The 25312-nt window shown below is 75.1% G+C and carries 24 protein-coding genes, 1 tRNA gene and 1 riboswitch; of the genes, 13 read left to right on the top strand and 12 right to left on the bottom strand.

All coding sequences use genetic code 11. The features are described from left to right. Positions 1–59: 59 nt before the first annotated feature. Both otsB and AFE02nite_RS08590 read right to left on the bottom strand, forming a co-directional pair. Complete coding sequence (gene otsB, locus AFE02nite_RS08595) at positions 60–857, bottom strand: trehalose-phosphatase (protein ID WP_146819443.1); 798 nt, start codon at positions 855–857, stop codon at positions 60–62. Continuing rightward, positions 854–2269 (bottom strand): alpha,alpha-trehalose-phosphate synthase (UDP-forming), encoded by a 1416-nt coding sequence (locus AFE02nite_RS08590; RefSeq protein WP_034249842.1) that lies wholly within the window; start codon positions 2267–2269, stop codon positions 854–856. The genes otsB and AFE02nite_RS08590 overlap by 4 nt, the downstream gene beginning before the upstream one ends. Positions 2270–2549: 280 nt before the next feature. Here AFE02nite_RS08590 and AFE02nite_RS08580 point away from each other — a divergent pair, with 280 nt between their 5' ends. The 9 genes from AFE02nite_RS08580 (at position 2550) to AFE02nite_RS08540 (ending at position 10201) form a co-directional block, all read left to right on the top strand. Further along, positions 2550–5051, top strand: a complete 2502-nt coding sequence (locus tag AFE02nite_RS08580; RefSeq protein ID WP_146819442.1) for a serine/threonine-protein kinase — start codon at positions 2550–2552, stop codon at positions 5049–5051. Positions 5052–5067: 16 nt separating this feature from the next. Then, positions 5068–5565, top strand: coding sequence for a hypothetical protein (locus AFE02nite_RS08575; RefSeq protein ID WP_146819441.1), 498 nt, complete (start codon positions 5068–5070; stop codon positions 5563–5565). Positions 5566–5611: 46 nt separating this feature from the next. Next, a complete protein-coding gene (locus AFE02nite_RS08570; RefSeq protein WP_261765551.1) occupies positions 5612–6244 on the top strand; it encodes a MauE/DoxX family redox-associated membrane protein in 633 nt (210 codons plus the stop codon). Continuing rightward, positions 6231–7067: a DsbA family protein gene (locus AFE02nite_RS08565; RefSeq protein WP_034246382.1), complete on the top strand. Its 837-nt coding sequence runs from the start codon at positions 6231–6233 to the stop codon at positions 7065–7067. The genes AFE02nite_RS08570 and AFE02nite_RS08565 overlap by 14 nt, the downstream gene beginning before the upstream one ends. A gap of 49 nt (positions 7068–7116) precedes the next feature. After that, positions 7117–7188: transfer RNA gene (locus tag AFE02nite_RS08560), tRNA-Thr, on the top strand. 341 nt (positions 7189–7529) lie between these two features. Beyond that, entirely contained in the window at positions 7530–7904 is a 375-nt protein-coding gene (locus AFE02nite_RS08555; RefSeq protein ID WP_034246380.1) for a hypothetical protein, read from the top strand. 22 nt (positions 7905–7926) lie between these two features. Continuing rightward, positions 7927–8562: a signal peptidase I gene (locus AFE02nite_RS08550; protein ID WP_146819439.1), complete on the top strand. Its 636-nt coding sequence runs from the start codon at positions 7927–7929 to the stop codon at positions 8560–8562. 101 nt (positions 8563–8663) lie between these two features. Further along, on the top strand, positions 8664–9113 hold the full coding sequence (locus tag AFE02nite_RS08545; protein ID WP_146819438.1) for a hypothetical protein: 450 nt from the start codon (positions 8664–8666) through the stop codon (positions 9111–9113). Continuing rightward, positions 9110–10201 (top strand): hypothetical protein, encoded by a 1092-nt coding sequence (locus AFE02nite_RS08540; protein ID WP_034246375.1) that lies wholly within the window; start codon positions 9110–9112, stop codon positions 10199–10201. The genes AFE02nite_RS08545 and AFE02nite_RS08540 overlap by 4 nt, the downstream gene beginning before the upstream one ends. Positions 10202–10231: 30 nt before the next feature. Here the strand turns inward: AFE02nite_RS08540 and AFE02nite_RS08535 are convergent, their stop codons facing one another. After that, on the bottom strand, positions 10232–11134 hold the full coding sequence (locus tag AFE02nite_RS08535) for an SGNH/GDSL hydrolase family protein (RefSeq protein ID WP_052113700.1): 903 nt from the start codon (positions 11132–11134) through the stop codon (positions 10232–10234). Between the two features lie 102 nt (positions 11135–11236). Next, positions 11237–11311: riboswitch (cyclic di-GMP riboswitch) on the top strand. A gap of 191 nt (positions 11312–11502) precedes the next feature. Between AFE02nite_RS08535 and AFE02nite_RS08530 the strand changes: the two genes are divergently transcribed. Further along, complete coding sequence (locus tag AFE02nite_RS08530; protein ID WP_034246372.1) at positions 11503–11931, top strand: hypothetical protein; 429 nt, start codon at positions 11503–11505, stop codon at positions 11929–11931. A gap of 3 nt (positions 11932–11934) precedes the next feature. Here AFE02nite_RS08530 and AFE02nite_RS08525 read toward each other — a convergent pair whose 3' ends face one another. After that, on the bottom strand, positions 11935–12666 hold the full coding sequence (locus AFE02nite_RS08525; RefSeq protein ID WP_052113699.1) for a uracil-DNA glycosylase: 732 nt from the start codon (positions 12664–12666) through the stop codon (positions 11935–11937). A gap of 159 nt (positions 12667–12825) precedes the next feature. Here AFE02nite_RS08525 and AFE02nite_RS08520 point away from each other — a divergent pair, with 159 nt between their 5' ends. From AFE02nite_RS08520 to groL, 3 genes are all read left to right on the top strand, one after another. Beyond that, positions 12826–13122 carry a DUF3263 domain-containing protein gene (locus AFE02nite_RS08520; RefSeq protein WP_034246369.1) on the top strand — a complete coding sequence of 99 codons (297 nt, stop codon included), beginning with the start codon at positions 12826–12828 and terminating at the stop codon, positions 13120–13122. A gap of 30 nt (positions 13123–13152) precedes the next feature. Continuing rightward, a complete protein-coding gene (locus tag AFE02nite_RS08515) occupies positions 13153–13761 on the top strand; it encodes a LytR C-terminal domain-containing protein (RefSeq protein WP_034246366.1) in 609 nt (202 codons plus the stop codon). Positions 13762–13993: 232 nt separating this feature from the next. Then, positions 13994–15622, top strand: coding sequence for a chaperonin GroEL (gene groL / locus AFE02nite_RS08510; RefSeq protein WP_034246364.1), 1629 nt, complete (start codon positions 13994–13996; stop codon positions 15620–15622). A gap of 131 nt (positions 15623–15753) precedes the next feature. Here the strand turns inward: groL and map are convergent, their stop codons facing one another. The 8 genes from map to AFE02nite_RS08470 form a co-directional block, all read right to left on the bottom strand. Continuing rightward, on the bottom strand, positions 15754–16533 hold the full coding sequence (map, locus tag AFE02nite_RS08505; RefSeq protein ID WP_034246362.1) for a type I methionyl aminopeptidase: 780 nt from the start codon (positions 16531–16533) through the stop codon (positions 15754–15756). A 13-nt stretch (positions 16534–16546) separates the two neighbouring features. Next, positions 16547–16831 (bottom strand): DUF4031 domain-containing protein, encoded by a 285-nt coding sequence (locus AFE02nite_RS08500; RefSeq protein ID WP_034246361.1) that lies wholly within the window; start codon positions 16829–16831, stop codon positions 16547–16549. A 59-nt stretch (positions 16832–16890) separates the two neighbouring features. After that, positions 16891–17178, bottom strand: coding sequence for a WXG100 family type VII secretion target (locus AFE02nite_RS08495; RefSeq protein ID WP_034246359.1), 288 nt, complete (start codon positions 17176–17178; stop codon positions 16891–16893). 207 nt (positions 17179–17385) lie between these two features. Beyond that, positions 17386–18189, bottom strand: coding sequence for an HD domain-containing protein (locus tag AFE02nite_RS08490; protein WP_034246357.1), 804 nt, complete (start codon positions 18187–18189; stop codon positions 17386–17388). 184 nt (positions 18190–18373) lie between these two features. After that, positions 18374–19099, bottom strand: coding sequence for a PspA/IM30 family protein (locus AFE02nite_RS08485; protein WP_034246355.1), 726 nt, complete (start codon positions 19097–19099; stop codon positions 18374–18376). Positions 19100–19152: 53 nt separating this feature from the next. Beyond that, the gene (locus AFE02nite_RS08480; protein ID WP_146819437.1) at positions 19153–21180 is read right to left on the bottom strand and encodes a TPM domain-containing protein; all 2028 of its coding nucleotides are present in this window, start codon (positions 21178–21180) and stop codon (positions 19153–19155) included. 69 nt (positions 21181–21249) lie between these two features. After that, positions 21250–22893, bottom strand: a complete 1644-nt coding sequence (locus tag AFE02nite_RS08475; RefSeq protein ID WP_034249418.1) for a DNA repair helicase XPB — start codon at positions 22891–22893, stop codon at positions 21250–21252. Beyond that, the gene (locus AFE02nite_RS08470; protein WP_146819436.1) at positions 22890–25265 is read right to left on the bottom strand and encodes a helicase-associated domain-containing protein; all 2376 of its coding nucleotides are present in this window, start codon (positions 25263–25265) and stop codon (positions 22890–22892) included. Before AFE02nite_RS08470 ends, AFE02nite_RS08475 begins: the two co-directional genes overlap by 4 nt. Positions 25266–25312 lie beyond the last annotated feature (47 nt).

Genomic DNA, 25312 nt, shown 5'->3' with positions numbered 1-25312 from the left:
CGATCTGGCAGCTCCGCGGCCGCGTCGCGCGGTAGCCACGCCCGCCGCGGCCCCGGGCGTCAGGGGGCGGCCGGCGGTGCCGCGACCAGCGCGGCGAGGTCGCTGAGCAGGGCGGCGACGGCGGCGGGGTCGGCCACGCGGTGCCGGGCCGCCGTCGGGCCCGGGCCCACCTTGACCGTCACGTCCTGCGGCTCGAGCGCGGCGAACGCGCGCTCGTCGGTGACGTCGTCGCCGGCGTAGAAGACCTGGGCGACGCCGAGCCGGTCCCGCAGGCCGCGCAGGGCCTCGCCCTTGGACACGTCCAGCACGGAGAGCTCGACGACGTCCTTGCCGGCCAGGACGTCCACGCCGGCGTCGTGCCCGGCGGACGCGGCGGCCCGGGTGAGGCGGGCGGCGTCGTCGGGGGCGGCGGTGCGCGTGTGCAGGACGACGGAGGCGGGCTTGTGCTCGACCCGCGCCGTGGTGCCGGCCACGAGCGCCTCGAGCGCCGCGGCGAGCTCCTCGAGGGTGCGGGCGGCCTCCGGCGGCAGCGCGAGCGGCTCCCGGACGAGGCCGTCGGCCGTCGCGTGGCCGTGCTCGGCGCCGTGCCCGCCGACGAGGTGCGCACCCACCGGTGGCCGCGCCACGACCCACAGGTCCTCGAGCGCCCGCCCGGAGACCAGGGCGAGCGGCACGGACGCCGCGGCCAGGTGCGCCAGCGCCGCGGACGACGCCGGCAGGGCGCGGCTCTCGGCCGGGTCGTCCACCAGCGGGGCGAGGACGCCGTCGAAGTCGAGCGCGACGAGCGTCGCGCCGCGGCGCACGCCGGCCGCCAGCTCGTGCAGCACCTCCGAGGTGACGGGCCCGGGCGTCGTCATCGCAGCGGCACCCGGGGGGCCGTCTCGAGCGTGCGCAGGAAGCTCTGGGACCACTTGCGCACGTCGTCGGCGAGCACGCGCCGGCGGAGCTTGCGCATCCGGGAGCGCATCTCGCGGCCGTCCATGCGGGTGGCGTGCGCGATGGCGTCCTTGAGGCCGTCGATGTCGTGCGGGTTGACCAGCAGCGACCCCGAGAGCTCGTCGGCGGCGCCCGTGAACTCCGACAGGACGAGCACGCCGCGGTCGTCGACGCACGCCGCGACGAACTCCTTGGCGACGAGGTTCATGCCGTCCCGCAGGGACGTCACGAGCATGACGTCCGCCGCCAGGTACAGCGCGGCCATCTCCTCCGGCGGGTAGGAGTGGTGCAGGTAGTGGATCGGCGTGGCGCCGATGCGGCCGAACTCGCCGTTGATGCGCCCGACGAGGACCTCGACCTCCTCGCGCAGCTGCTGGTAGGCCTCGACGTTCTGCCGGCTGGGGCTGGCGACCTGGACGAGCGCGGTGTCGGGCACGGACAGCCGGCCCTCCTCGAGGAGCTCCCCGTAGGCCTTGATCCGGTGCCGGATGCCCTTGGTGTAGTCGAGCCGGTCGACGCCGAGGAGCACCACGCCGGGGTCACCGAGGTCCGCGCGGATCTCCCGGGCCCGGGCGCGCACCTCCGGCGTGCGCGCGAGCGCGTCGAACCGCGCGGAGTCGATCGAGATGGGGAAGGCCGACGCGCGGACCTGCCGCTCGCGCCCGTCCGGCCCGGGGACCGTGATGACCGCGCCGCGCGTCGTGAGGTCGGTGAAGCGGCGCACGGTGCGGATGAAGTTGCCGGCGTCGCCGGTGCGCTGGAAGCCGACCAGGTCGGCGCCGAGCAGGCCCTCGAGCACCTGCCGCCGCCAGGGGAGCTGGGCGAAGATCTCCAGCGGCGGGAACGGGATGTGGTGGAAGTAGCCGATCCGCAGGTCCGGCCGCAGCTCGCGCAGCATCGCCGGGACGAGCTGCAGCTGGTAGTCGTGCACCCAGACGGTCGCGCCCTGGGCGGCCTCCTGCGCGGCCTCCGCCGCGAAGCGCCGGTTCACGCGCCGGTACGCGTCCCACCAGCGCCGGTGGTAGACGGGCGGGCTGATGACGTCGTGCGAGAGCGGCCACAGCGTGTCGTTGGCGAAACCCTCGTAGTAGTCGGCCACCTCGTCCGCGGACAGGGTGACAGGCACCAGGTGCACGCCGTCGGCCTCGAAGGGTTCGGCCTCGAGGTCGGGGGAGCCGGACCACCCGATCCAGGCCCCGTGGGCCTCGGACATGACCGGCTCCAGGGCGCTGACGAGGCCGCCGGGCGATCGCTGCCAGCTCTGCGTCCCGTCGGCCGCCACGGAGATGTCCACCGGCAGCCGGTTGGCCACCACGACCAGCTCGTAGGCCACGCGCGCCCCCCTCCAGGCTTCCCACGACGACCCTATCGGCGCGGCCTTGGGCTCGCCCGGCGCGGTCCGGGCACACGTGCGGCCTGCCCCCGCTACGGTGGCCGTCGTGGCGAGGGCGGGGGCATCGGGAGCAGCGGGCGCACGCAAGAAGCGCGGCGCCGGGCGCCCGCCTGCCGCCGCCGCCACGCCGGCGTCCGCCGAGTCCGGCTCGCCCCCCTCGGACGAGCCCGCGGCGGCGGTCGAGACCGCCCCTGCCGAGGACGCTCCGACCGATGGGCCGGTGACCGAGGACGCCCCGATCGCGGTCGCTGTGAGTGAGGCCGGCGCTGCCGAGGACGCGCCCGCCGAGGACGCGCCCGCCGAGGAGGGGTCCGCCGAGGAGGGGTCCGAGGCGGAGGGGTCCGAGGCGGAGGGGTCCGAGGCGGAGCAGCCGGCGGACGACGCCGGTCCCGCGGAGGCCGTGAGCTCCGCGGACGACGCCGGTCCGGCCGAGAGCACGCCGCCCCAGCCGGCGAAGGCGGCCAGGCGGACGAAGGCAGCGCGGCCGCCCCGACGCCCGAAGGCCAAGCCGCCGGCCGCGAGCGCGCCCGCGCCCGCCACGCCTGCTCTGGACCCGCCCGACGACGCGACGCCCGCTGTCGACGACAGGCTTGCGGACGACCCGCCCACGGACGATGCGCCGACGTCGGAGGCGCCGCCGGTGATCCCGCCGGCGGACCCCGCGCCGAGGCCGGAGGCTGAGCCCGAGGCGGCCGACGAACCCGCCGCGCCCGAGCCGCCGCGGAAGCAGCGCGCGAGCGCCACCGGTCGGACGTCGTCGGCCGCCGGCCGCGCGCCGTCCCTCCGGGCGTCCGGGAAGGCCGCGAAGACCGCCAAGGCCGCCGCGCAGGGCACCGCGGCCGCCGCTCGGACGACCTCCCCGACGGCGCCGTCCGCCCCGCCGGCCCCGGGGGCGCCGGGGGCGTTGCCGGAGGAGGTCGGCGGCTACCGCATCCTCGGCGCGCTCGGCCGCGGCGGCATGGGTGCTGTGTACAAGGCGCGCGACGGCGACGGCCGGGTCGTCGCACTCAAGCTGCTGCACGCGCACCTGGACGACCCCGAGGCGCGCGAGCGGCTGAGCCGCGAGGTCGCGTCCCTGCAGAAGGTCCGCCACGCGGGCGTCGCCCGGGTCCTCGACGCGGAGATCGAGTCGACCGAGGCGTTCGTCGTCACGGAGCTCGTGCCGGGTCGCGACCTGGCGCGGCACGTCTCGCGCAGCGGCGCGCTGCCGCCGGAGCACCTGCTGCTCCTCGGCTCCCGCCTGCGTGAGGCGCTCGACGTCGTGCACGCGGCCGGCGTCCTGCACCGGGACCTGACCCCGGGCAACGTCATGGTCACCGCGGACGGGCCGGTGCTCATCGACTTCGGGCTCGCCCAGGCCGTCGAGGACGCCCGCATGACGTCGACCGGGCTGGTCACGGGCACGCCGGGCTACGTGTCGCCCGACCTGCTCGACGGCGAGGCGCCCACCCGGGACAGCGACTGGTGGGGCTGGGCGGCCGTCCTGACGTTCGCCGCGACCGGTCGGCCGCCGTTCGGCAAGGGGACCATCGGCACCGTCCTCACCCGGGTGCGCGCGGGCGACCCCGACCTCGCGGGCCTGCCGAGCGTGCTCGCGGACGCGCTGCGTGGCGCGCTCGCGGTGGACCCGGCCCAGCGCACCGGCCCTGACGACGTCGTCGCGGCGCTCGAGCAGCTCGCCGCCGACGCCCCCGAGAGCGACAGCGCGGCCGACGACGACGCCGAGAGCGTGCAGGCGGACGACGCGGGCGTGACGGCCGTCCTCGTGGCGGACGCGGACGAGCGCGCCGACGAGGAGGCCGACCCCGCCGTCGTCGTGACCGCGGTGGGCGCCCCGGCCGACCTCGCGACGGGGCTCTCCACCACGCGCGTCCTCCCGGACACCTGGACGGCGGACGACGACGCCGCCCGGCTCGGCGCCGACGAGGTCGACGAGGTCGACGACCAGGCGTACGACGACGAGGTCGACGACGAGGTCGACGAGGCCTACGGCGACGAGGCGTACGAGGAGTACGACGAGTACGACGACGAGGCGTACGACGAGGACGACGAGGGCTACGACGAGGACCGGCGGCTGCCCGAGCCGGACTTCTACCCGACGCCGCCCGCGCGCAGGACCGGGACGGTGGCCGCCCTCGCGCTGCCGTTCCTTGCCCTCGGCCTGGCGCGGCCGGGTGCCGCCTTCGCGGTGGCGCTCGTCGTGGCGGCCCTGCTGCGCAGCGTCGAGCTCGACGCGGAGGCGCTCGAGCGGCGTCGGGCCCGGCGGGGGGCGCGGCCGAGCGACCGGGTCCGCGCCGTCGTGACCTGGCCGTGGTACCTGGTGCGCGGCACGCTCGGGGTGGTCCCGGTGCTCGTGGTGGGCGGCGCCGTCGTCGTGCTCGTGGGCGGGGTGACCTGGTGGCTGATCGAGGCGGGCCACTGGACCATCGCCCCGCTCGTGCCGGGGCAGGGGTCCGGGCTGCTGCGCGGCAACCTGCCCTGGGTCGGCCGGGCCTGGGTGGGCGTGATGGCCGCCATCGGGCTCGCGATGGTCTGGTTCGGGCCCATGGCGCGGACGCATCGCGACGGCGCGCGCCGCGCGCTCGCCACGATCGCCCCGGGGCCGTGGGGCGCGTTGGCGGCCGTCGTGGTCGGGGTGGTGGTCGCCGTCGTGCTGGCCATGGCCATGCTCGGGCAGGACGTGGTCTGGTGGCCCTTGGGCGGTCACCCCAGGCTGGGCTGACGCGTATGGTTGCCGCATGACTGCAGGGGCCATGCGGGTGCGCCGGTCCGGCGCCGCGCTCTGGCCCGTGCTCTCGGCGCTCGCGCTGCTCGGCGCGGGCGCCGTCGTCCTGCTCCAGCAGGGTGCCCTCATGGTGCACCAGTGCGTCACCGCCGGCTCGCTCGGCCGGTTCGGCGTGACGCTCGCCCTGCTGCGCGAGGACGCGGCATGCCCGTCCGGCTACGGCGTCGGTGACGGGCAGCGCGCCATCGGCGTCGTCGTCGCGATCGCCCTGCCGGTCCTGCTCGCGCACCTCGTGGGCGCGGGCGTGGGCGTCGGTCTGGCGTCGCGCCTGCACCGGCTGGTGCGGGTGGCGGTCGGCGTCGTGCGCAGCCTGCGGCCGCGGCCGGCCGAGCCGGTCGCCCTGCCGGTGCCGCGGCTGGTCGCGGTGGACGTCCCCGTCGTCGCGCCGCGCAGCCGCGCGGTCGCCGGGGGACCGTGGTGGCGGGGGCCGCCCGAGGTCGGGCTCGCCTGACCCCCGCGCGCCCCGGCGCGCACTCCTGCGACCCCGGAGCACCACCGTGTCCACGACCTCGACTGCACTGTCCCCACCCACGAATCCCGTCCGTCCCCGTTCCGCCGCGCCCGCGTGGCGAGCCTGGGCGGCGACGGCGGCGCGCCTCCTGCTCGGTGGCGTGGCCCTCTACGCCGGCGCGATCAAGCTCGGCGACCTCGACGAGTCCGTCTGGGCCGTCCGCGCCTACGACCTCCTGCCCGACGGCGTGGCCGACGTCGTCGGTCACGTCCTGCCGTTCGCCGAGGTGCTCCTCGGCCTGCTGCTCATCACGGGACTGGCGACCCGGTGGGCGGCCGCGGGCTTCGGCCTGCTGCTGGTCGCCTTCACGATCGGCATCGCCTCGGCGTGGGCGCGCGGCCTGGCCATCGACTGCGGCTGCTTCGGCGGCGGCGGCCCGGTGGACCCGGCCGAGACGAACTACCTGCCCGACCTGCTGCGCGACCTCGGGCTCCTGGTCCTCGCCGCGCTGCTGACGTGGTGGCCCACCTCGCGCCTGTCGCTCGACGGCGCGCTCCACCCCGCGGTCCTGGACCGCGACCTCAGCGACACCAGCGACACCTTGTTCGACCACACGCTCGACCACACCGATGACGCCGGCGCGAACGCGCCCGGAAGGAGCTCCGATGTCCCCGACTGACCGTCCCACCAAGGCCGCGCGCCGGGACGAGGCCCGTCAGGCCGCCCTGGCCCTGCGCGCCGAGCAGGAGCGGAAGGCCAAGCGCAACCGCACCATCGCCATCACGGCCGCCGCGGCGGTGCTCGTCGGCTTCATCGTGCTCGTCGTGGTGATCCTGAACCAGGGCGGCAAGGACGACGTGCCGGCCTCGGCGCAGGTCCAGCCGCCGTTCGCCGCCGCGGGCGGGGGCGGCATCGTCATGGACGCGGACGGCATCGTCACCCCGCCGGCCGACGCGTCGGAGGAGTGGCCGGTCGGCGCCTTCGGTGACGCCGTCGTGGTGACCGTGTACTCCGACCCGATCTGCCCGTGGTGCGCGGTGTTCGAGGAGGCCGCGATGCCGGTGCTCGACGAGATGCGGCTCGCCGGCGAGGTCGTCGTCGACCACCGCGTGGTCGGCAACCTCGACAACCAGTCGAGCACGCGCTACTCGACGCGCGCGGCGCAGGCGCTCTACACCGTCGCCGACCTGGCGCCCGACGCCTACCTCGACTTCGAGACCGCGCTGTTCGCCAGCCAGCCGGCCGAGGGCACGGCGGGCCTGAGCGACGAGGAGATCGCGAACATCGCCCGGACCGCCGGGGTGCCGGAGGAGGCCGCCGCGGCCATCGCGGACGGCACGTACACCTGGTGGGTCGGCCAGGTCACCGACGCGGCCCGCAACCTGTACGACGGGCGTCTGGCCACGCCGTCGATCCGCCTCAACGGCGAGCCCCTCGGCGACACGGTCGACTGGCGCGTCGAGGAGGCGCTGCGCCAGGCGATCGACGACGCCCGCGGCTGAGGCACCCTGGCAGACTGAGGGGCCGGGCGATGCGTCGCCCGGCCCCTGTGCCGCCTTAGCTCAGTGGTAGAGCACCCGCCTTGTAAGCGGACGGTCGTCGGTTCGAATCCGACAGGCGGCTCCGAGATGTGTGACCTGAGTGACGTGCAAAATGACGGGTGATGGCACGGCTCGACCGCTCCAGAATGCGCCGTCCGATGCGCGGCGCGTCGCAGACCTCGCCCCACGCGCGCAGAGGGCGAGGCGGCGGAAAGAACGACATGGGTTTCGAGCGGGTGAAAAGCGGTTCCGTGAGCGGGTGAAGAGGCATTCGTGTGCCCCACCAACGGGCGGAATCCATCACAATCGAAGGTGACTCGCACGCCCGGTTCCCTCCCCAGGTTCCGGTGCGCGAGCGGCCGGCCCCCACCGGCGACCCCCCGCTGCGGGCTACCCACCCGCACCCGACAGAAGGACACATCCATGGCTTCCACGCGCCGTAAGGCTGCCGCCGCCGGTCTCGCCGTCATCGGCATCGCCGGTCTCTCCCTCGCCGCTGCTGCCACCCTGGACGTCAACTCGGCCAGCCTCAGCGCCGGCAGCACGATCGTGACCAGCTGCGACGACGCCGTGAACCTCACGTACACGGTCGTCGGCGACGAGGTCACGCAGGTGACGGTCAACGACGTCGACAACGCCGCCGGCAAGTGCCTCGGCCAGCAGGTCGGCGTGACGGTGCAGGACGTGAGCGGCGGTGCTGAGCAGACGGTCGTCGCCGGCAGCACGGCCTACACCTTCACGCTCGAGTCGGCCGTCTCGGTCGAGTCGGTGGTGTCGGCGGCCGTCGTCATCCACTGACGTCGTCGAGGCCCACGGGATCGTGGTCGCACGTGAGGGCTCAGAGCAGGGCGGCGCGGCAGTGCCGCGCCGCCTGCTCGGGCTCGCCACGAGCGCGCTCTGGCTCGTCGGGGCTCTCGTCGTCGGGTGGCTCCTGTGGCCCAGCTCGCTGGGCGGTTGCACGACCCTGACGATCGTGTCCGGTCACTCGATGGAGCCGACGTACTACACGGGTGACCTGGTCGTCTCCCGGTGCGGGCCCGTCGACGTCGGTGACGTCATCGTCTACACGCCGCCCGACGTGGGCGGCGCGAGGGTGATCCACCGCATCGTCGACGGCAACGCCGACGACGGCTGGGTGGTCCAGGGTGACAACAACGACTTCCTGGACCCGTGGAACCCGAAGGGCGACCAGATCCTCGGTTCGGCGGTGCTGCACCTGCCGCAGGTCGGGAAGTTCGCCTCGATCCTGCTCAGCCCGCTGACCTGGATCTCGCTCCTCGTCATCGCGCTCGCCGTGGTCGTCTGGCCGGGCAAGCCCGAGGACGAGGACCCGGAGACGGACGGCCAGGACGAGGACGGCGAGCTCGCCGCTCTGGTGGCCGACGCCGAGCGAGAGGTCGCCGAGGCCGAGCCCGATGCCGAGTCGGACGAGCCGCCGGTGACGGCGCTCGTCTGACGTAGCGCCAGGACCGAGCACCAGCACCAGTACTGCACTCCCCCCACCGCCCCCCGCGCACCGCGGGAGGGCGCCTGAGACACCGCCCCGAAGGAGGCCCCGTGACGCGCAGTCCGCGCCACCCGGCGGGCCTTCGTGCTGCCTGGCGCAGCCTCGGGACGACCACTCCCCGCCCCCGCCGACTCGCGGCCGTCGCGGTCGCGGCGGTGGCGACGCTCGGCCTGGGGGCGGCCTCCGCGGCGAGCCTCGGCGTCGTGAGCACGTCGCTCGCCGCCGGCTCGGCCGCCGTGACGTCGTGCCAGAACCAGGCGCCGGTGACCGCCGCCCTGGTCAGCCAGCCGACCGGCTCCGGCTTCACCACCACGGCCGTCGACCTCAGCGGCATCAACCCCAACTGCGTCGGCCAGCAGTACCGGCTCAGCGTCATCGGTGCCTCCGGCCCGATCGTGGAGGTCACGGGCCAGGTGCCCTCGACCGCGTTCAGGACCGGCTCGTTCCCGGCCGTGGGCACGCGGTCGATCGTCCGCGTCGACGTGGTGATGCACTCGTGAGGAACGCGCTCCGGGCGGGCATCGTCCTCGCCGTCTCGACGGTCGTGGCGGCGACGGCCGTCGTCGTCGGCAACGCCGCCCAGCTCCAGGTGAACGGCGGGCAGATCTCGGTCGCGTCCGCGACGAACCCGTGTGCCGGGCAGACGCTCGCCGTGACCACCGATGCCGTCGCTGGCACGGCTACCTGGATCGAGGTGACGACGCCGGCCACCTGGCCGTCGGCGTGCGTCGGCAAGCGGATCGACCTGATGGTCCTCGACGGGGCACAGGTGCGGACCGCGAGCATCGCCTCCGCACCGGTCGCGGGCACCGTGACGCCGCTCGATCTCAGCGGCTCCTTCACGCCGCCGTCGACCGGCAACCCCGTCTCGGCCGTCGTCGCGGGGTGGTCAATCGCCACCACGTGGACCTACTCGCCCCAGCCGCCGGTGACCGGTCCGATCACCCCGGGGACCCCGGAGACGGATCTTCGCTCGGTGACGTGGACGTCCGTGGTCGTCGGTCAGCAGTTCTGCGTGGACGTCACCGTCTCGACGACGAACCAGACGTCCCAGAAGGACTGGGCCGTCGACCTGAACATCGGTCAGCGGCCGTTCAACGGGGCAACCTCGGGCTACCAGATCCAGGGTGCCGACGCCCAGAAGGTCGCGTTCGCCGCGAACCCTGATGCGGGCAAGGTCACGATCGTCGGGACCGGCAACTACAAGAAGCTGCGCAGCACCGACCCCGCGCTGTCGTTCACCGTCTGCCACTACAGCACGCCGGCCCCGCAGTACGACCCGGCGCTCACCTACACGGTGATCCAGGGGCCCGTCACGGGGAACCCGTGGAACGCCTGCGTCACGACGTCGGTGTCGGTGACGGGGACGCCGCTCTTCTACGCCGGCTGGCGCGCGGACGTCGAGATGTCCGCAGCCGTCGCCCTCGCGAACACGCCTCCGAACACGTATCAACGCGTGTACGCGAGTGGAGGGGCCTACACCCTCCAGCAGCTTCCGGGGAACGTCTGGCGTGTCAGCGGAAGCCACTGGGGCAACTACGGCATCCGCGACGGGCAGGGCATCACCTTCACGCTCTGCGCGGAGTGATCGTCCGCGCGCCTGCCCCGCCGCCCGTGCTCAGCCGACGGGCTCCAGCGTCGGTCGCTTGGGCGCCCTCGCATCGCCGGACGAGCGTCCGTGCAGGCGTCGCGCGAGCCACGGTGACGCGTGCGTGCGCAGCCACGCGGCGTCGGCGCGCACGCGCGCGGCCCGCGGGAGCGGGGGCAGGGGCGCGAGCGGGTCGTCCCAGCGCTCGTCGTCGGGCGGCAGGCCGAGCGCGACGAGCGCGGCCTGCGCGACCCGGCGGTGGCCGTCCGTCGTGAGGTGGATCCGGTCGTCGGCCCACATGCGCCAGTCGTGCAGCGAACGCATGCCCCACATGTCCAGGACGTGGGCGCCGTGCCGGTTGGCGATGGTCCAGACGTGGGCGTTGAAGACCGCCGTCCGGCCGCGCGTGCGGCGGATCACCGGGCTGTGCACCGTGTCGAACCCGGTCGCCAGGAGCACGTCCACGCCTGCGGCGCGCAGACCGGCGACCGCGCCCTCCAGCATCGCCGCCAGGGCGTCGGGGTCGACGCCTGGGCGCAGGATGTCGTTGCCGCCGCCGACGAGGCTGACCAGGTCGGGCCCGAGCTCGACGGCAGCCGGCACCTGCTCGCGCACGATCGGGCCCAGGAGCCGGCCCCGGACGGCCAGGTTCGCGTAGCGGAACGGCTCGTCGTCGCGGCCGTCCCCGGCGCCGCCATCGGCCGCGGACCGCTCGGCGAGGTGCGCGGCGAGCAGGTCGGCCCAGCCCCGGCAGGGGACCTCCACGAGCGCGCCGACGTCGCCGGCCGACGCGCGGACGGCCGGGTCGACGCCGTCCGGCACGTCCCACAGGCCCTCGGTGAACGAGTCCCCGAGCGCGACGTAGCGACGCCACCGTGGTGTCCCCCGACCCGTCGGCGTCCCGTGTGAGGCGGCCGTGCGGGTGAAATCCACCCCGGCAGTCTGCCCCTTTGAGCACGAGGCGGGCCAATCCGGACACGGCGTCCGGGTGAAGGGCCTGGACGCGACGGCCCCGGACGGTCATCCTGAACAGGTCAGCGATAACGGCAAACCCACCGCGAGGTGGGGACGCAAAGCCACGGGACTCACGTAGTCAGCCGGGCTACCGAACGACAGGGTTCCGATGAACGCCAACTGGCAGTGGACCAGCCCCCCGGCAAGGCGCCCCTCGCGGCATGCCTTCGCCGGCTTCCACAACACACCTTAGGCCCCACGGGGCACTCGCCTGCGTGCGCGCAGGTGGCACCGGACAGGAGGTCCGGAGCACAGGTGCAGAAGCCAGGAAGCAATCTCAGGAACCCATGGAGGGGTACCGGATGAACACCCGAGCAGCACGAAAGGTCGCAGCGGTTGCGCTGGTCGGCCTTGCTGCGTTCGGCGTGCGGACCGCGTCCGCGGCCGGCGCCGCTGGGGATCCGCTCGAGATCCTCGTGGGTGGTAGCGAGAACGAGCAGTGCAGCTCGTCCTCGGTGTCAGTGGACTACGACGTGGCCTACGACGCCACACTGATGGGATACGGCGTCACCGCCGCCCTGCTGTCGGGGCTGGATGCGCGGTGCGAGGGATGGGACGTCACTGTCTCCCTCAACGGGCCCGGGGGGGCCACGCTCGCCGAGATGACCACGGTGGTGGCTGGGGAACAGGTTCGCGTCGAGGTGCCGGCGACCTCGCCGGTGTCAGCCGAGCACGTGGCCGGAGTGGCCGTCGTGCTCAGCGGTGCGGAGGCATAGCCCTCACTCGTGGCCGGCGGTGGGACGTGGGGACGGACCGCCGCCGGCCGTTGGGGGAGCCTGACGGCACCAGTCGACGGGGCCCGCGCCCTGGTCGGCCAGCAGCGCGTTGACGCGCGAGAACGGCCGTGAGCCGAAGAAGCCGCGGTCGGCGGACATCGGGCTGGGGTGTGCGCTCGCGACGACGGGCACGCCCCGCAGCGCCGGGGCGACCTGCTGCGCGTCCCGCCCCCACAGCACGGCGACCAACGGGCCGCCGCGCTCGACCAGCGCCGCCACGGCGCGGTCGGTGATCTCCTGCCAGCCCAGGTTCCGGTGCGAACCGGGGTTCCCCTCGCCCACGGTGAGCACCCTGTTGAGCAGCAGCACGCCCTGCTCGGCCCACCCCGTGAGGTCACCGGTCGGCCCAGGGTTCCCGCCGACGTCGTCGGTCAGCTCGCGGTAGATGTTCTGCAGCGAGCGGGGGAGCGGGCGCACGTGCGGTGCGACGGAGAACGAGAGCCCCACCGGGTGTCCCGGCGTCGGGTAGGGGTCCTGCCCGATGACGAGCACGCGCACCTCCGCGAGGGGGCGGGCGAAGGCGCGCAGGACGGCGTCGGGCGCGGGCAGGTAGCGGCGGCCGGCAGCCACCTCGGCCCGTAGCGCGTCGCCGATGGCGCGCAGCCGCGGCTCGACGGGCGCGAGAGCGCGGGCCCAGTCCGGTGCGACGAGCTGGTCGAGCGGGAGCCTGGGCACGTCGGGAGAGTAGCGCCGGCGCCCGGGACGACACGCGCGCTAATGACACGCGTGTCATTAGCCGACTACCATGGGGACACCCGAACGTCACGCAGCACACGCCAGCACGCGACCGGCACCACGCCCCCTCAGGGCGCCGCCGGCGGTAACGGAGGACCGATGGACAGCCCGCTCGCCGCACTCGCCCCCGTGGTCTCGCCCGCGGCCGGGCTGTCGGAGCGGGACCAGCAGATCATCGGCTTCGAGCGGCAGTGGTGGAAGTACGCGGGCGCCAAGGAGCAGGCGATCCGCGAGCTGTTCGGGATGTCGGCGACGCGGTACTACCAGGTGCTCAACGCCCTCATCGACTCGCCGGCCGCCCTGGCGTACGACCCCATGCTCATCAAGCGTCTGCGGCGGATGCGCACGTCCCGTCAGCGAGCCCGTACCGCGCGGCGGCTCGGGATCGACGCCTGACCCCGTTTCCCGCACGCTAGCCTGTCGGGCGTGAAGCCGGGCTCCTATCCGTATCCCCCCGACGAGTTCGACGCCGCTGCACGAGCGGGTGGTCCTCGGGGTGTCCACCGGGCTCCGCGGTCGCGCTGGAGCCGGTGGTGGCCGTTCCTCGTCGTGCTCGTCGTCTTCCCCGCGCTCGCGTACGCCGCGGTGACCGTGCTGTCCGACTGGGACGGCCTGTCGAGCAGTGACAGCGGCACCGAGGCTCAGCCGCCCGCCGACGACGAGCCCGCGGACGACCCCACGCAGGCGGAGGAGACCCCCGCCGCGACGCCCACCGAGACGGCCACTCCTGAGCCGCCCCCGCCGCCGCCGCTCGACCAGGCGCGGCCGGTGGACGTCTTCAACGCGACGAACCGCTCGGGGCTGGCCGGCAACGCGTCCGACCGGCTCGAGGCCGCAGGGTTCACCGACGTCTCGGCGCTGAACTGGGACGGTGACGACCCGGCCGCCTCGGTCGTCTACTACGCCACGGCCAACGACATCACGACGGCGCAGCTCGTCGCCCAGACCCTCGGGATCGCCCAGGTCGTGGAGTCCGCGACGGACGCGCCGGAGGGCATCGTCGTCGTCCTCGCCACGGACTACCAGGCCACCTGAGGCCCCTCGCCGCCGGCTGCAGCCGTCGTCCTCCCCGGGAGGGCGGCGGCTGCTTGCACTCTCGGGGTCCGAGTGCCAATAATCGCCTTAGCACTCTCGATGCGAGAGTGACAACGCACGACCGGCCGACGGTGAGGTCCGGAGCGCGGCGGGACCTGACCGCCGCCGCCCTGGTCCGTCCGTCGCGGGCACCTCGGCCGACTCATCCGCCACAACCGGAGGATCCATCCGAATGGCCAAGATCATCGCCTTCGACGAGGAGGCCCGTCGCGGTATGGAGCGGGGCATGAACGCCCTCGCCGATGCCGTCAAGGTCACGCTCGGCCCCAAGGGCCGCAACGTCGTCCTGGAGAAGAAGTGGGGCGCCCCCACCATCACGAACGACGGCGTCTCGATCGCCAAGGAGATCGAGCTCGAGGACCCGCTCGAGAAGATCGGCGCCGAGCTCGTCAAGGAGGTCGCCAAGAAGACCGACGACGTCGCGGGTGACGGCACCACCACCGCCACCGTTCTCGCCCAGGCACTCGTGCGCGAGGGCCTGCGCAACGTCGCGGCCGGCGCGAACCCGATCGCCCTCAAGCGCGGCATCGAGAAGGCCGTCGAGGCCGTCACCGCCGCCCTGCTGGCGAACGCGAAGGACGTCGAGACCAAGGAGGAGATCGCCGCCACGGCCGCCATCTCCGCCGCGGACGTCGCGATCGGCGAGCTCATCGCCGAGGCCATGGACAAGGTCGGCAACGAGGGTGTCATCACCGTCGAGGAGTCCAGCGCGCTGGGCCTCGAGCTCGAGCTGACCGAGGGCATGCGCTTCGACAAGGGCTTCCTGTCGGCGTACTTCGTCACCGACCCGGAGCGCCAGGAGGCCGTCCTCGAGGACGCCTACGTGCTGCTCGTCGAGTCCAAGATCTCCAACGTCAAGGACATGCTGCCGCTGCTGGAGAAGGTCATCCAGGCCGGCAAGCCGCTGCTCGTCATCGCCGAGGACGTCGAGGGCGAGGCCCTGGCCACGCTCGTCGTCAACAAGATCCGCGGCACCTTCAAGTCGGTCGCCGTCAAGGCCCCCGGCTTCGGCGACCGCCGCAAGGCGATGCTGCAGGACATGGCCATCCTCACCGGCGGCCAGGTCATCTCCGAGACCGTCGGCCTCAAGCTGGAGAACGCCGGCCTCGAGCTGCTCGGCCAGGCCCGCAAGGTCGTCGTCACCAAGGACGAGACGACCATCGTCGAGGGCCAGGGCGACACCGACCAGATCGCCGGTCGCGTCGCGCAGATCCGCGCCGAGATCGACAACACCGACTCGGACTACGACCGCGAGAAGCTCCAGGAGCGCCTCGCCAAGCTCGCCGGCGGCGTCGCCGTCATCAAGGCGGGTGCGGCCACCGAGGTCGAGCTCAAGGAGCGCAAGCACCGCATCGAGGACGCGGTGCGCAACGCCAAGGCCGCCGTGGAGGAGGGCATCGTCGCCGGTGGTGGCGTCGCGCTCATCCAGGCCGGCAAGGACGCGTTCGCGAAGCTCGAGCTGGAGGGCGACGAGGCCACCGGTGCCCGCATCGTCGAGGCGGCCATCGAGGCTCCGCTCAAGCAGATCGCGGTCAACGCCGGCCTCGAGGGCGGCGTCGTGGTCGAGAAGGTGCGCAACCTCCCGCTCGGTCAGGGCCTCAACGCCGCGACCGGCGAGTACCAGGACCTGCTCGCGGCCGGCGTCGCCGACCCGGTGAAGGTCACGCGCTCCGCGCTGCAGAACGCCGCGTCGATCGCGGCGCTGTTCCTCACCACGGAGGCCGTGGTGGCGGACAAGCCGGAGAAGAACGCGGGCGCCGCGGGCGCCGGCGACGGCGGCATGGGCGGCATGGACTTCTGAGTCCAGCCAGTCAGTCCCAGACGGCGGGTGTCCCCTTCGGGGGGCGCCCGCCGTCGGCGTCTGCGGCCGTGCTCGGCGACGGCCGGCCGCTCTGCGGTCGGCGGGAGTGCTCTGCGGTCGGCAGGGCGCTCTCAGCGGGCCGACGGCGGGAGGGTGAGGATCTCGGCGCCGTCCGGCGTGATCGCGATCGTGTGCTCGGTGTGGGCCGTGCGGCAGCCCGTCGCGCTGCGCAGAGTCCAGCCGTCGCCGTCCACGACGAGGTCGGCGGTGTCCGCCATCACCCACGGCTCGAGCGCCAGCAGCAGGCCGGGCCGGAGCTTGTAGCCGCGGCCGGGGCGGTCGTCGTTGGACACGTGCGGGTCCTGGTGCATGGTGGAGCCGATCCCGTGACCGCCGAACTGGGTGTTGATCCGGTAGCCGGCGGCCCGCAGGACGGTGCCGATCGCGTGCGACAGGTCGCCGACCCGGGCACCGGGACGCGCGGCGGCGATGCCCGCCGCGAGCGCCCGCTCCGTGGCCTCGATGAGCTCGAGGCTGCCCGCGGGCCGGGCGTCGCCCACGACGAAGCTGATCGCCGCGTCGGCGGCGATGCCGTCCTTCGTGACCGCGAGGTCGAGGGTCAGCAGGTCGCCGTCGCGCAGGGCGTAGTCGTACGGGCGGCCGTGCAGGACCGCGTCGTTGACCGACGTACAGATGTAGTGGGCGAACGGGCCGCGCCCGAACGACGGCGCGTAGTCGACGTAGCACGACTGGGCGCCCGACCCGACGATCATCGCCTGCGTCCAGGCGTCGATCTCGAGCAGGTTCGTGCCGACGGTGGCCCGTGCCCTGATCGTCTGGAGGATCTCGGCCACGAGGGCGCCCGTCACGCGGGCCCGCGCCAGCTCGGCCTGGTTGAGGATCTCGATCATGCGGCGCCGTCCGTCATGGCGACGAGTATCCCGCGTGCCGGTCCCGTGCCCGGACACGCAGCCCCGAGGCCCGCAGCCGGCGGACCAGCTCCCGGGAGTCCACGAGCTGTGCCCCGAGCCGCAGCAGCTCCGGGTAGGCCTCGGCGGGGACGTCGTAGTGGTCCCGGTCGAACCCGCGCCGTGGGATCCCCGCCGCGGCCGCGAGCGCGTGCAGCTCCTCGAGCGAGGTGTCGCTGACGAGGTGCCCCCAGACGCGCCCGTGCCGCGGCCACAGCGGCGGGTCCACCAGGATCGTCATGACGAGGCCGGTCGTGCGCGCATCCGGCGATTGAACCACCCGCCGGAGCGCGCGCCACCTCAGCGCAGGAAGAGCCGGGTCGCCGCGGCCTCGGCGTCCGCGTAGTGCTGGGCCGCCGCGCTGAGCGCCGCCGTGATCTGGTCCAGGCTCGCCTCGACGCGTTGCTGCGTCACGCCCCACTCGCTGACCACGCCGCCGAACGCCGACGCCGCCCCGCCGCGCCAGCCTGCCTGGAGCTCCGTCAGGTGCCGCATCAGGGCCGCCACCTCCGCCCGGATGACGCCCACCGACGCCCCGGCGGCCGCACTCGCCTGCGCCACCTGCGCGCTGTCCACCTCGTACCGCATGTCTCCGCTCCTTCCCGTCGATGCCGGGAACGGTAGGGCGGGTGCGGCCGGGAACCAGGGGGTGGCCCGGCGGGCCTGTGGACGGTCGGGCGGGCGGGGGCGTCGGGGTGTCAGCCCCGGAGGTCGGCCTCGGTGGCTCGTCCTCGGAGGCTCGTCCTCGGAGGGACGGCCTCGGTAGGTCGGCCTGGGCGGGTCAGTGCCGGCGGTTCAGGACAGGGACGGCGTGGACCCGGGCGACGCCGGGGACGAGCCGTCGGCCGGCTGCTCGTCGGCCTCCGCAGCCGAGGTCGTCTCGCGGCCCGCGGCGAGCTCGTGCTCCGCCTCGAGCGTGAGCAGCTCCTTCTCCAGCCGCTGGAGCTCGGCGTCGACGTTCTGCCGCGCCGGTTCCTCCCAGCCGTGGCCGAGCGGGCTCGCGAACAGGCGTGCCCGCTCCTGCAGCCGGCGCAGGATGGCGATGCGCGCGCGGACGAAGTCCTCGACGGGGATGTGCGCGTACTCGGCGCGCAGCGCGGTCAGGTAGGCCTTGTAGCGCTGCGGCTCGGCGGCGAGCATCGCGAGGTCCGCGTCGCACAGGACGGCGCAGTCGTCGTCGCCGGGCATCGGGGTGTGCCGGGCGAGGGCCGTCACGAGCTCGGCGACGCGGTCGACGGCCCGCTGCGGCAGGCCGAGCTCGCCGAGCTCGAGCCGTGCGAGGGCTGCGCTCGCGCGCTCGTCCTCGCCGCCGCGGTGGGCGAACGACGCGCGCTCCGCGGCGTCGAACACCGCGCCGTGGTACCAGGCCGCGAGGCGGACGAGCTCGGGCTCGTGCGCCTCCTCCGCGAGCTCGTCGACGTGGGCGAGCACGTCGGCCAGGTGGCGGGTGTTGTGGAAGTGCCGACCGGGCTCGGACCACCGCGCGAGCAGCCGCTCACCGACGTACTCGATCTCGGACGGCGACGCCGTGGCGCCGGCACCGAGACAGGTGCGCACCCATGCGGGCAGGAGCCATTGCGCTGCGTCGTGGACGCCCATTCGCTGCGTTCCTCTCGGGGGACAACGAGGCGCCATCGTAGTCCGGGTTGCGGGGTCCGGCGTGCGCTCCCGCGCCGCGTGGGCACACCGGACATCACGGGCGCAACGGACATCGGGGGCCGTGAGTGGCTGGGACGACCGGACGGCCGCCGCCCGCCGGGCGACGGCCGTCCGTGGTCCGGCATCAGGCGGTCGGTCCGCCGGCCTTGAGCGCGGCGAGGCGGGCCTCCACCTCGGCGGCACCGGCGTCGGCCTCGAGCTCCTCGAACTGCGCGTCGAGCGACGACGCCGCGATCTCGGCCTTGCCCGCGACCCGCGCCTCCTCGCGGCGCACCTTCTCCTCGAAGCGCGCGACCTCCGTCGTCGGGTCGAGCACGTTGATCGAGGAGAGGGCGTCCTGGACCTGGGCCTGGGCCTGGGCGGACCTCGCGCGGGCGACCAGCTGGTCGCGCCGCGTCCGCAGGTCGCCGAGCTTCTCCTTCATCTGGGCCAGGCCGGACTTGAGCTTCTCCGCCACCTCGTTCTGGGAGGCGATCATGGGCTCCGCGGCGCGGGCCTCGTTCTCGAACGCGATCTGCTTGGAGAGGGCGACCTTGGCGAGCCCGTCGAACCGGTCGGCCTCGGCCGCGTTGCCGGCGGCGCGCAGCTGGTCCGCCTTGCCGGACGCGGCGACGGCCTTGGCGCCCCAGTCGGCGGCTGCGGCGACGTCGGCGGCGTGGTCCTGCTCGGCCAGCCGGACGTTGCCGATGGTGACCGCGACGGCCTCCTCGGCCTCGGCGATCGAGTTCGTGTAGTCGCGGATGAGCTGGTCGAGCATCTTCTCCGGGTCCTCGGCGCGGTCCAGGAGTGCGTTGATGTTGGCCCGCGTCAGCTGCGCGATGCGGCCCAGGATCGTCTGCTTCTCAGCCATGCGTCACTGCCTTCCGATGTGTGCTGGTCGATGCGTGTGCTGGTCGATGCGTGTCAGAAACGGCCACCCCCTCCGCGGCGGCCGCGGCCACCCGAGGACCGGCTCCGGCTGGACGAGGAGCGGCTGCTGCTCGACCGCCGCGAGCTGCTCGAGCGCGACCGGCTCCGCGACGAGCCGCCGCCCGACCAGCCGCCCCCGGACCAGCCGCCGCCCGAGCCGCCCCACCAGCCGCCGCCAGAGCCGCCCCAGCTGCCGCCGCTGCCGAACCCGCCGGAACCGCCCCAGGACCCGACCGAGCGGGCCCGGTCGATGTCGGCACGGGCCAGCTGCTCGGCCGACATCGCGAACTGCTCGGCGGCCAGGGCGCCGTTGAGCGCGGCGGTGGGGTCGGTGTCCTTGACGCGCTCGGCCTCCCCGGCCAGGCGGGTCGCCTCGGCCAGCCGGGTGCGGGGCTCGGCACCCACGACGTCCAGGTGGGTGTCCACGACGGCCGTCGTCGCCGCGATCGCCGACGCCGCACGCGCGAGCGCGGTGTCCAGCCGGGCCCGGTCGCGCGCGACCTGCTCCGCGTGCTCCCGGGCGGGCGCCAGTGCGGCGTCGAGTGCGGCCTCCGCCTCGGCCAGGGCGCGCAGGACGGCGAACGGGTCGCCCGCCGCGCGCTCGGCCCCGGCGGCCGTCACGGCTTCCCGGGCGCGCGCCGCAGCCTGCCCGACGGCGGCGTCCCCCGCGGCCAGCCGGTCGACGTCGGCGAGGTCCTGGGCGAGGGAGGCGAGCGCGGCGTCGATGCGGGACCCGGCCTCGGCCAGGTCTGTCCCCGCCCGGTCCACCGAGTCCAGCAGGGTGCCGGCGCGTGTCACGGCGTCCTCGGCCAGGCGCGCCCGCGCGACGGCGGCCGCACGGTCGCCCGCCACGGCGGCCTCGCCCTGGTCCACGTTGGTCAGGGCCCCGGTGAGCAGGCGTTCGGCCTCCTCGAGGTTCCCGGCCACCGAGGCGAGGGCGCTCGCGGGGTAGCGGGCCTGCAGCTGCTCGTACGCCGCCCGCGCCGTGGGCAGCCGCCCCTGCACCTCGCCGACGCGCTGGCGGATCTCCGCGAGCACCTGCGGGGCGCGCGCCTGAAGGTCGCGTAGGCGCGCGAACTCGGCCGTCTGCGCGTCGAGGGCGGCGTCGACCTCCTCGCACAGGCGCACGATCTCGAGGAGCAGCTCCCGCCGGCGAGGCTCGGGCTGGTCGCCGGCGTCGAGCTGCGCGCGCAGCGCGAAGGCCTGCGCGAGCGTCTGCTTGCCGGTCGCCAGGACCGCGGCGAAGGGCGCCGTCGCGTCGATGCCGAACTGGGCCTGGGCGAACCCGAGCTCCTGCTCGGAGGCCTTGAGGGCGTCGTCCACGGCGACCAGGCCGCGCGCGGCCACGGAGGTGAGCTCCGCCGTCGGCAGTGCGGCCGGGCCCGTGGCGGGCGCGCCACCCGGCGCGGCAGGGGTGCCGGCGCCGGACGCCCGTCGGTGGCCGAGCAGGGCGGCGAGCGCGACGACGCCCGCTCCGCCGAGCCCGACCGGGAGCCACGGGAAGCCGCCGCCGGATGCGCCGTCGCCGTCGTCGAGCGCCGCGAGGCGGTAGCCGTCGGCGGCCGCGATCGCGGCGCCTGCCCAGTCGTCGTCACGCAGGGCGTCCTCGACGTCCGCGGCGACCGTGTCCAGCTGGTCGTCGGTCAGGTCGAGGGCGTCGTCGACCGAGATCGCGTAGGCGCGGTCGCCGACCGCGACGGCCAGGAGCACGTCGTCGCGGCCGAGCCCGCTCTCGATCGCGGCCTCCTCCGCCCACGCCGCGGCGTCCCAGTCGCCGAAGGTGTCCACGAACGCGACGAAGAGCTGCAGGTCGGTCTCGCGCGCCAGCCGGTCGAGGGCGTCGGCCACGGCCGCCTCCCGCGAGCCGAGCACGCCCGCGGTGTCCGTGATCTCGTCGGCGAGGCGCCCCGGCTCCTCGATGCGCACGACGCGGCCCGCCGCGGGGGCGGTCAGGGCGACCAGGCCGGTCAGGGCGGCGAACCCCGCCGCGAGAGCTCGGGCCGCGCGCCGGGGGAGTGCCACCCGTCGATCCTGGCCGCCCTGGCGGTGGGGCGCAACGGACTCCCAGGTCGCAGGCCCGCGGCCGCGCGGTCAGCCGCGGTGCAGCACGTCCTCGGCGTCGACGATCCGGTAGGAGTAGCCCTGCTCGGCGAGGAACCGCTGACGGTGCGCCGCGAACTCCTGGTCCACGGTGTCGCGCGCGACCACGGCGTAGAAGTGCGCCGTCCGCCCGTCCGCCTTGGGGCGCATGATCCGGCCGAGGCGCTGCGCCTCCTCCTGGCGCGACCCGAACGAGCCGCTCACCTGGATCGCGACGGCCGCCTCGGGCAGGTCCACCGAGAAGTTCGCGACCTTGCTCACGACGAGCGTCTCGACGTCGCCCGCGCGGAACGCGTCGAACAGCCGCTGCCGCTCGCGGACGGTCGTGGCGCCCGTGATCAGGGGTGCGCCGAGGTGCTCGGCCAGCTCGTCGAGCTGGTCCAGGTACTGCCCGATGACCAGCGCCTGGTCGCCCGGGTGCCGCGCGACCAGTGCCTCGACCACGTGGTTCTTGCCCGACGCCGTCGCGGCCAGGCGGTACTTGTCCTCCGGCTCGGCGGTCGCGTACGCGAGGCGGTCGGCGTCGGCGAGGGTCAGCCGCACCTCGATGCACTCGGCGGGCGCGATGTACCCCTGCGCCTCGATGTCCTTCCAGGGCGCGTCGTACCGCTTGGGCCCGATGAGGGAGAACACCTCGTCCTCCCGCCCGTCCTCGCGCACCAGCGTGGCCGTCAGCCCGAGCCGGCGTCGCGCCTGCAGGTCGGCGGTCATCCGGAACACTGGTGCCGGGAGCAGGTGGACCTCGTCGTAGAGGATCAGCCCCCAGTCCCGCGCGTCGAGCAGCTCCAGGTGCGGGTAGACGCCCTTCCGGCGGGTGGTGAGCACCTGGTAGGTGGCGATCGTGACCGGGCGCACCTCCTTGCGGGCCCCCGAGTACTCACCGATCTCGTCCTCGGTCAGGGTCGTGCGGCGCAGGAGCTCGTCGCGCCACTGGCGCGCGGAGACGGTGTTCGTGACGAGGATGAGCGTCGTCGTGCGCGAGCGCGCCATCGCGCCGGCGCCCACCAGCGTCTTGCCCGCGCCGCACGGCAGCACGACGACGCCGCTCCCGCCGTGCCAGAAGCTCTCCACCGCCTGCTCCTGGTACGGGCGCAGGTGCCAGTCGGAGGTGTCGAGGTCGATCGCGTGCGCCTCGCCGTCGACGTACCCGGCCAGGTCCTCCGCGGGCCAGCCGAGCTTGAGGAGGGCCTGCTTGAGGCGCCCGCGCTCGCTGGGGTGCACGACGACGTCGTCGGCGTCCAGGCGCACGCCCAGCATCCCGGCCACGCGCCGCGAGCGGAGCACCTCCTCGAGGACCGCGCGGTCCAGGGAGTGCAGGAGGAGGCCGTGCACCGGGTGCGAGACGAGCTGCAGCCGCCCGTACCGCGCCATGGTCTCGGCGATGTCGACGAGGAGCGCGTGCGGCACCGGGTAGCGCGAGTACTCGAGCAGCACGGAGACGACCTGCTCGGCGTCGTGCCCGGCCGCGCGCGCGTTCCACAGGCCGAGCGGCGTGAGCCGGTACGTGTGGACGTGCTCGGGGGCGCGCTCCAGCTCCGCGAACGGGGCGATCGCGCGGCGGCAGGCGTCGCCGTCCGGGTGGTCGACCTCGAGCAGGAGCGTCTTGTCGCTCTGGACGATGAGCGGGCCCGTCACGGCGTGACGTCCACGATCCGGTGCACGGCCACCGTCAGCTCCGCCTCGCGGTCGAGGTCGAGCACGCGCACCCGGCCGGCGTCCACCCGCAGCGGCCGCACCCGGCGCCGGGACGTCGAGCCGTCCGGACCGACGAGCTGGAGCCACACGGGCCGGTGCTCGGCCGCGGCCTCCCGCAGCAGCCCGATGGCCAGACCAGGGCCGGCCGGGTCTCCCGGGTCGATGTCGTCGTCGGCCTCGCCCCGGCGTCGGTCGCCCGCCAGCAGGTCACCGGCGAGCCGGTGCAGGCGGCGGTCGCGCGCCTCGGCGGCGTCGTCCGCGGGGGCGTCCGCCGCGCGGCGGCCGCGCCGGGGGCGGATCCGGTGCGGGGCCTGGCCGAGGACCAGCACCTGGCCGTCGGGCCCCTCGAGCACGGGGGCGAGGCCGCGCTCGCGGAGCGCCTCGGCGAGCTGCGGCGCGGGCGCCTGCGCGGCGATCACCGTCGGCGCGAGCGCGAACAGGTGCAGCCCGGCGAGCGCGCGGTCCCCGAGCAGCCCCGCGAGCAGGGCCGGGTCCTCGGCGCGCACGTACGACGACGCGGTGCCCACGCGCAGCAGCCCGTGCCGGCGCGCGACGTCGACGATCAGGTACTCCAGGGGCTGCGGGACCGCGCCGTGGGCGTGCGCGGCGATGCGCTCGAGCAGGTCCTGCGCGTCGACCCCGGTGTCCAGGGCGCGGCGCACGCTGGTCTCGGTGAACCGCACCGTGAGGGCCGCGCCGCGGGACTCCACCTGCGCGGCGAGCTCGAGCAGCGCCGCCAGGTCGGGGCTGGGCCGGCCCGGCACGATCCCGGTGAGGTCCCCCTGCAGCACCACGTGCCCGACGGCGGCCGGCAGCTCCGCCTCGAGCGCCGCGCCGGCGTCCTGGCCCGCCAGCAGGGCCCGCCCGGGCGGCGTGAGCGCACCCGCCCCGACGACGCCGAGCGCCGTCGCCTCGGCGAGGACGGCCTGGACGCCGTGCGCCGCGGGCGGCGTCCGCGGCGTGCGCCAGCGCAGCACCTCGATGACCTGCTCGGGGTCGAGGGCGCCGGCGGACTCGAGGGCGCCGAGGGTGGTGGTGCGCAGCCGTGGCACCCACGGCCGGCGCAGCTCGGGGTCGAGGGCGCCGCGCGTCGTGCCGCCCTCGTCCCGGCTGCCGACGAGCCAGGTGGCGTGGTCGGACGCGAGCCAGGCGCGCGCGAGCGCGTGCCACCGGGCGCCGACGGGCCTCTCCAGCCAGGTGTCGGCCTCGGTGGTGGGGACGAGCGACGGCTGCTCGGCGCCGTCGTCGCCGACGAGGCCGGCCGCCTCCGCGACCTCCACGACCAGGGCGGCCACGGCGTCGGTCACCTCGAGGCGGACGGCGAGGCGACGCAGCTCGCGTACCCCGAGGCCACCGGTGCGCACCTGCGACGCGGGCTGGTCGCCCCACATCGCGACGAGGGCCGCGACGAGGCGGACGAACTCCTCGGCGTGCCGGGCGCCGTCGCCGGCGACCACGGCAGGGTCCGGCACGGCCGGGACGACCTCGGGGGCGTGGGCGGGCGAGGCGTGCGTGCGGTCCCCGCGCAGTGCGAGGCCGATCTCGCGCGGGAGCACCGCGTGCTGCGTGTCGCTCATCGCGAGCAGGCCGTGCCGCAGCAGCCACTGCACGGCGGTGCGGACCGGCGAGGTGGGCCCGCCCGGCTGCGGCGCCTGGCCGACCGGTGGACCCCACGTCAGCGCCTCGAGCACGCGCCGGGCGCCGGGCGGGGCGTCGTCCAGGAGGCGTTCCACCGTGGCGGGCGCGGCGAGGTGGGTGGCGAGCAGGCCGACCAGGGCCGGCTCGCCGTCGGCGGTCGTGGCCGGCGCGGCGTCGTCGGTGCTCGCGGGCAGCGCGGTGTCCACCGCGAGCCGCTCGAGGGCCTGCGGGGTGCGGCGGCGCAGGGTCGCGGTGAGAGTGGGGCCGAGGCCCGCCGGGTACGGGCCCAGCACGTCCTCCAGGCCCGGCGAGGGGCGCAGCCGACCGTCGTCGGGCACCGGCCAGGGGTCGGACCAGAGCAGGGAGCGGTCGAGGAGCGTCCGCGCGGCGGCGGCGACCGCGTCCAGGTCGGCACCGGTGGCCCGGGCGACCTCGGCGGCGGTGGGGCCGCTCGGGTGGCCCGCGGTGCCCGCCAGGGCGAGCACCGCCTCGAGCACCTGCAGCGTCAGCGCGTCGAGGGGCGCCAGAGCCCGTTCGACGCTCGTCCGTCCGCTCGCCCGGGCGGCCAGGGCACGGATGGACGACGGCGGCGGCGACGCCAGGTCCGGGCGCAGCGCGAGGAGCGCGGCGAGGCCGTCCTCACCGCGTGCGCGCAGGTGCTGCGTGAAGCCCATCCGCACCACGATACGGCGCGCGGGCCCTCGCAAGCAGCGGCCGGTCG

This window comes from Actinotalea fermentans (assembly GCF_007991475.1).
Taxonomy (GTDB): Bacteria; Actinomycetota; Actinomycetes; order Actinomycetales; family Cellulomonadaceae; genus Actinotalea; species Actinotalea fermentans.
The sequence above is the reverse complement of the archived record's forward strand: the minus strand, read 5'-3'. Positions and strand labels throughout refer to the sequence as shown.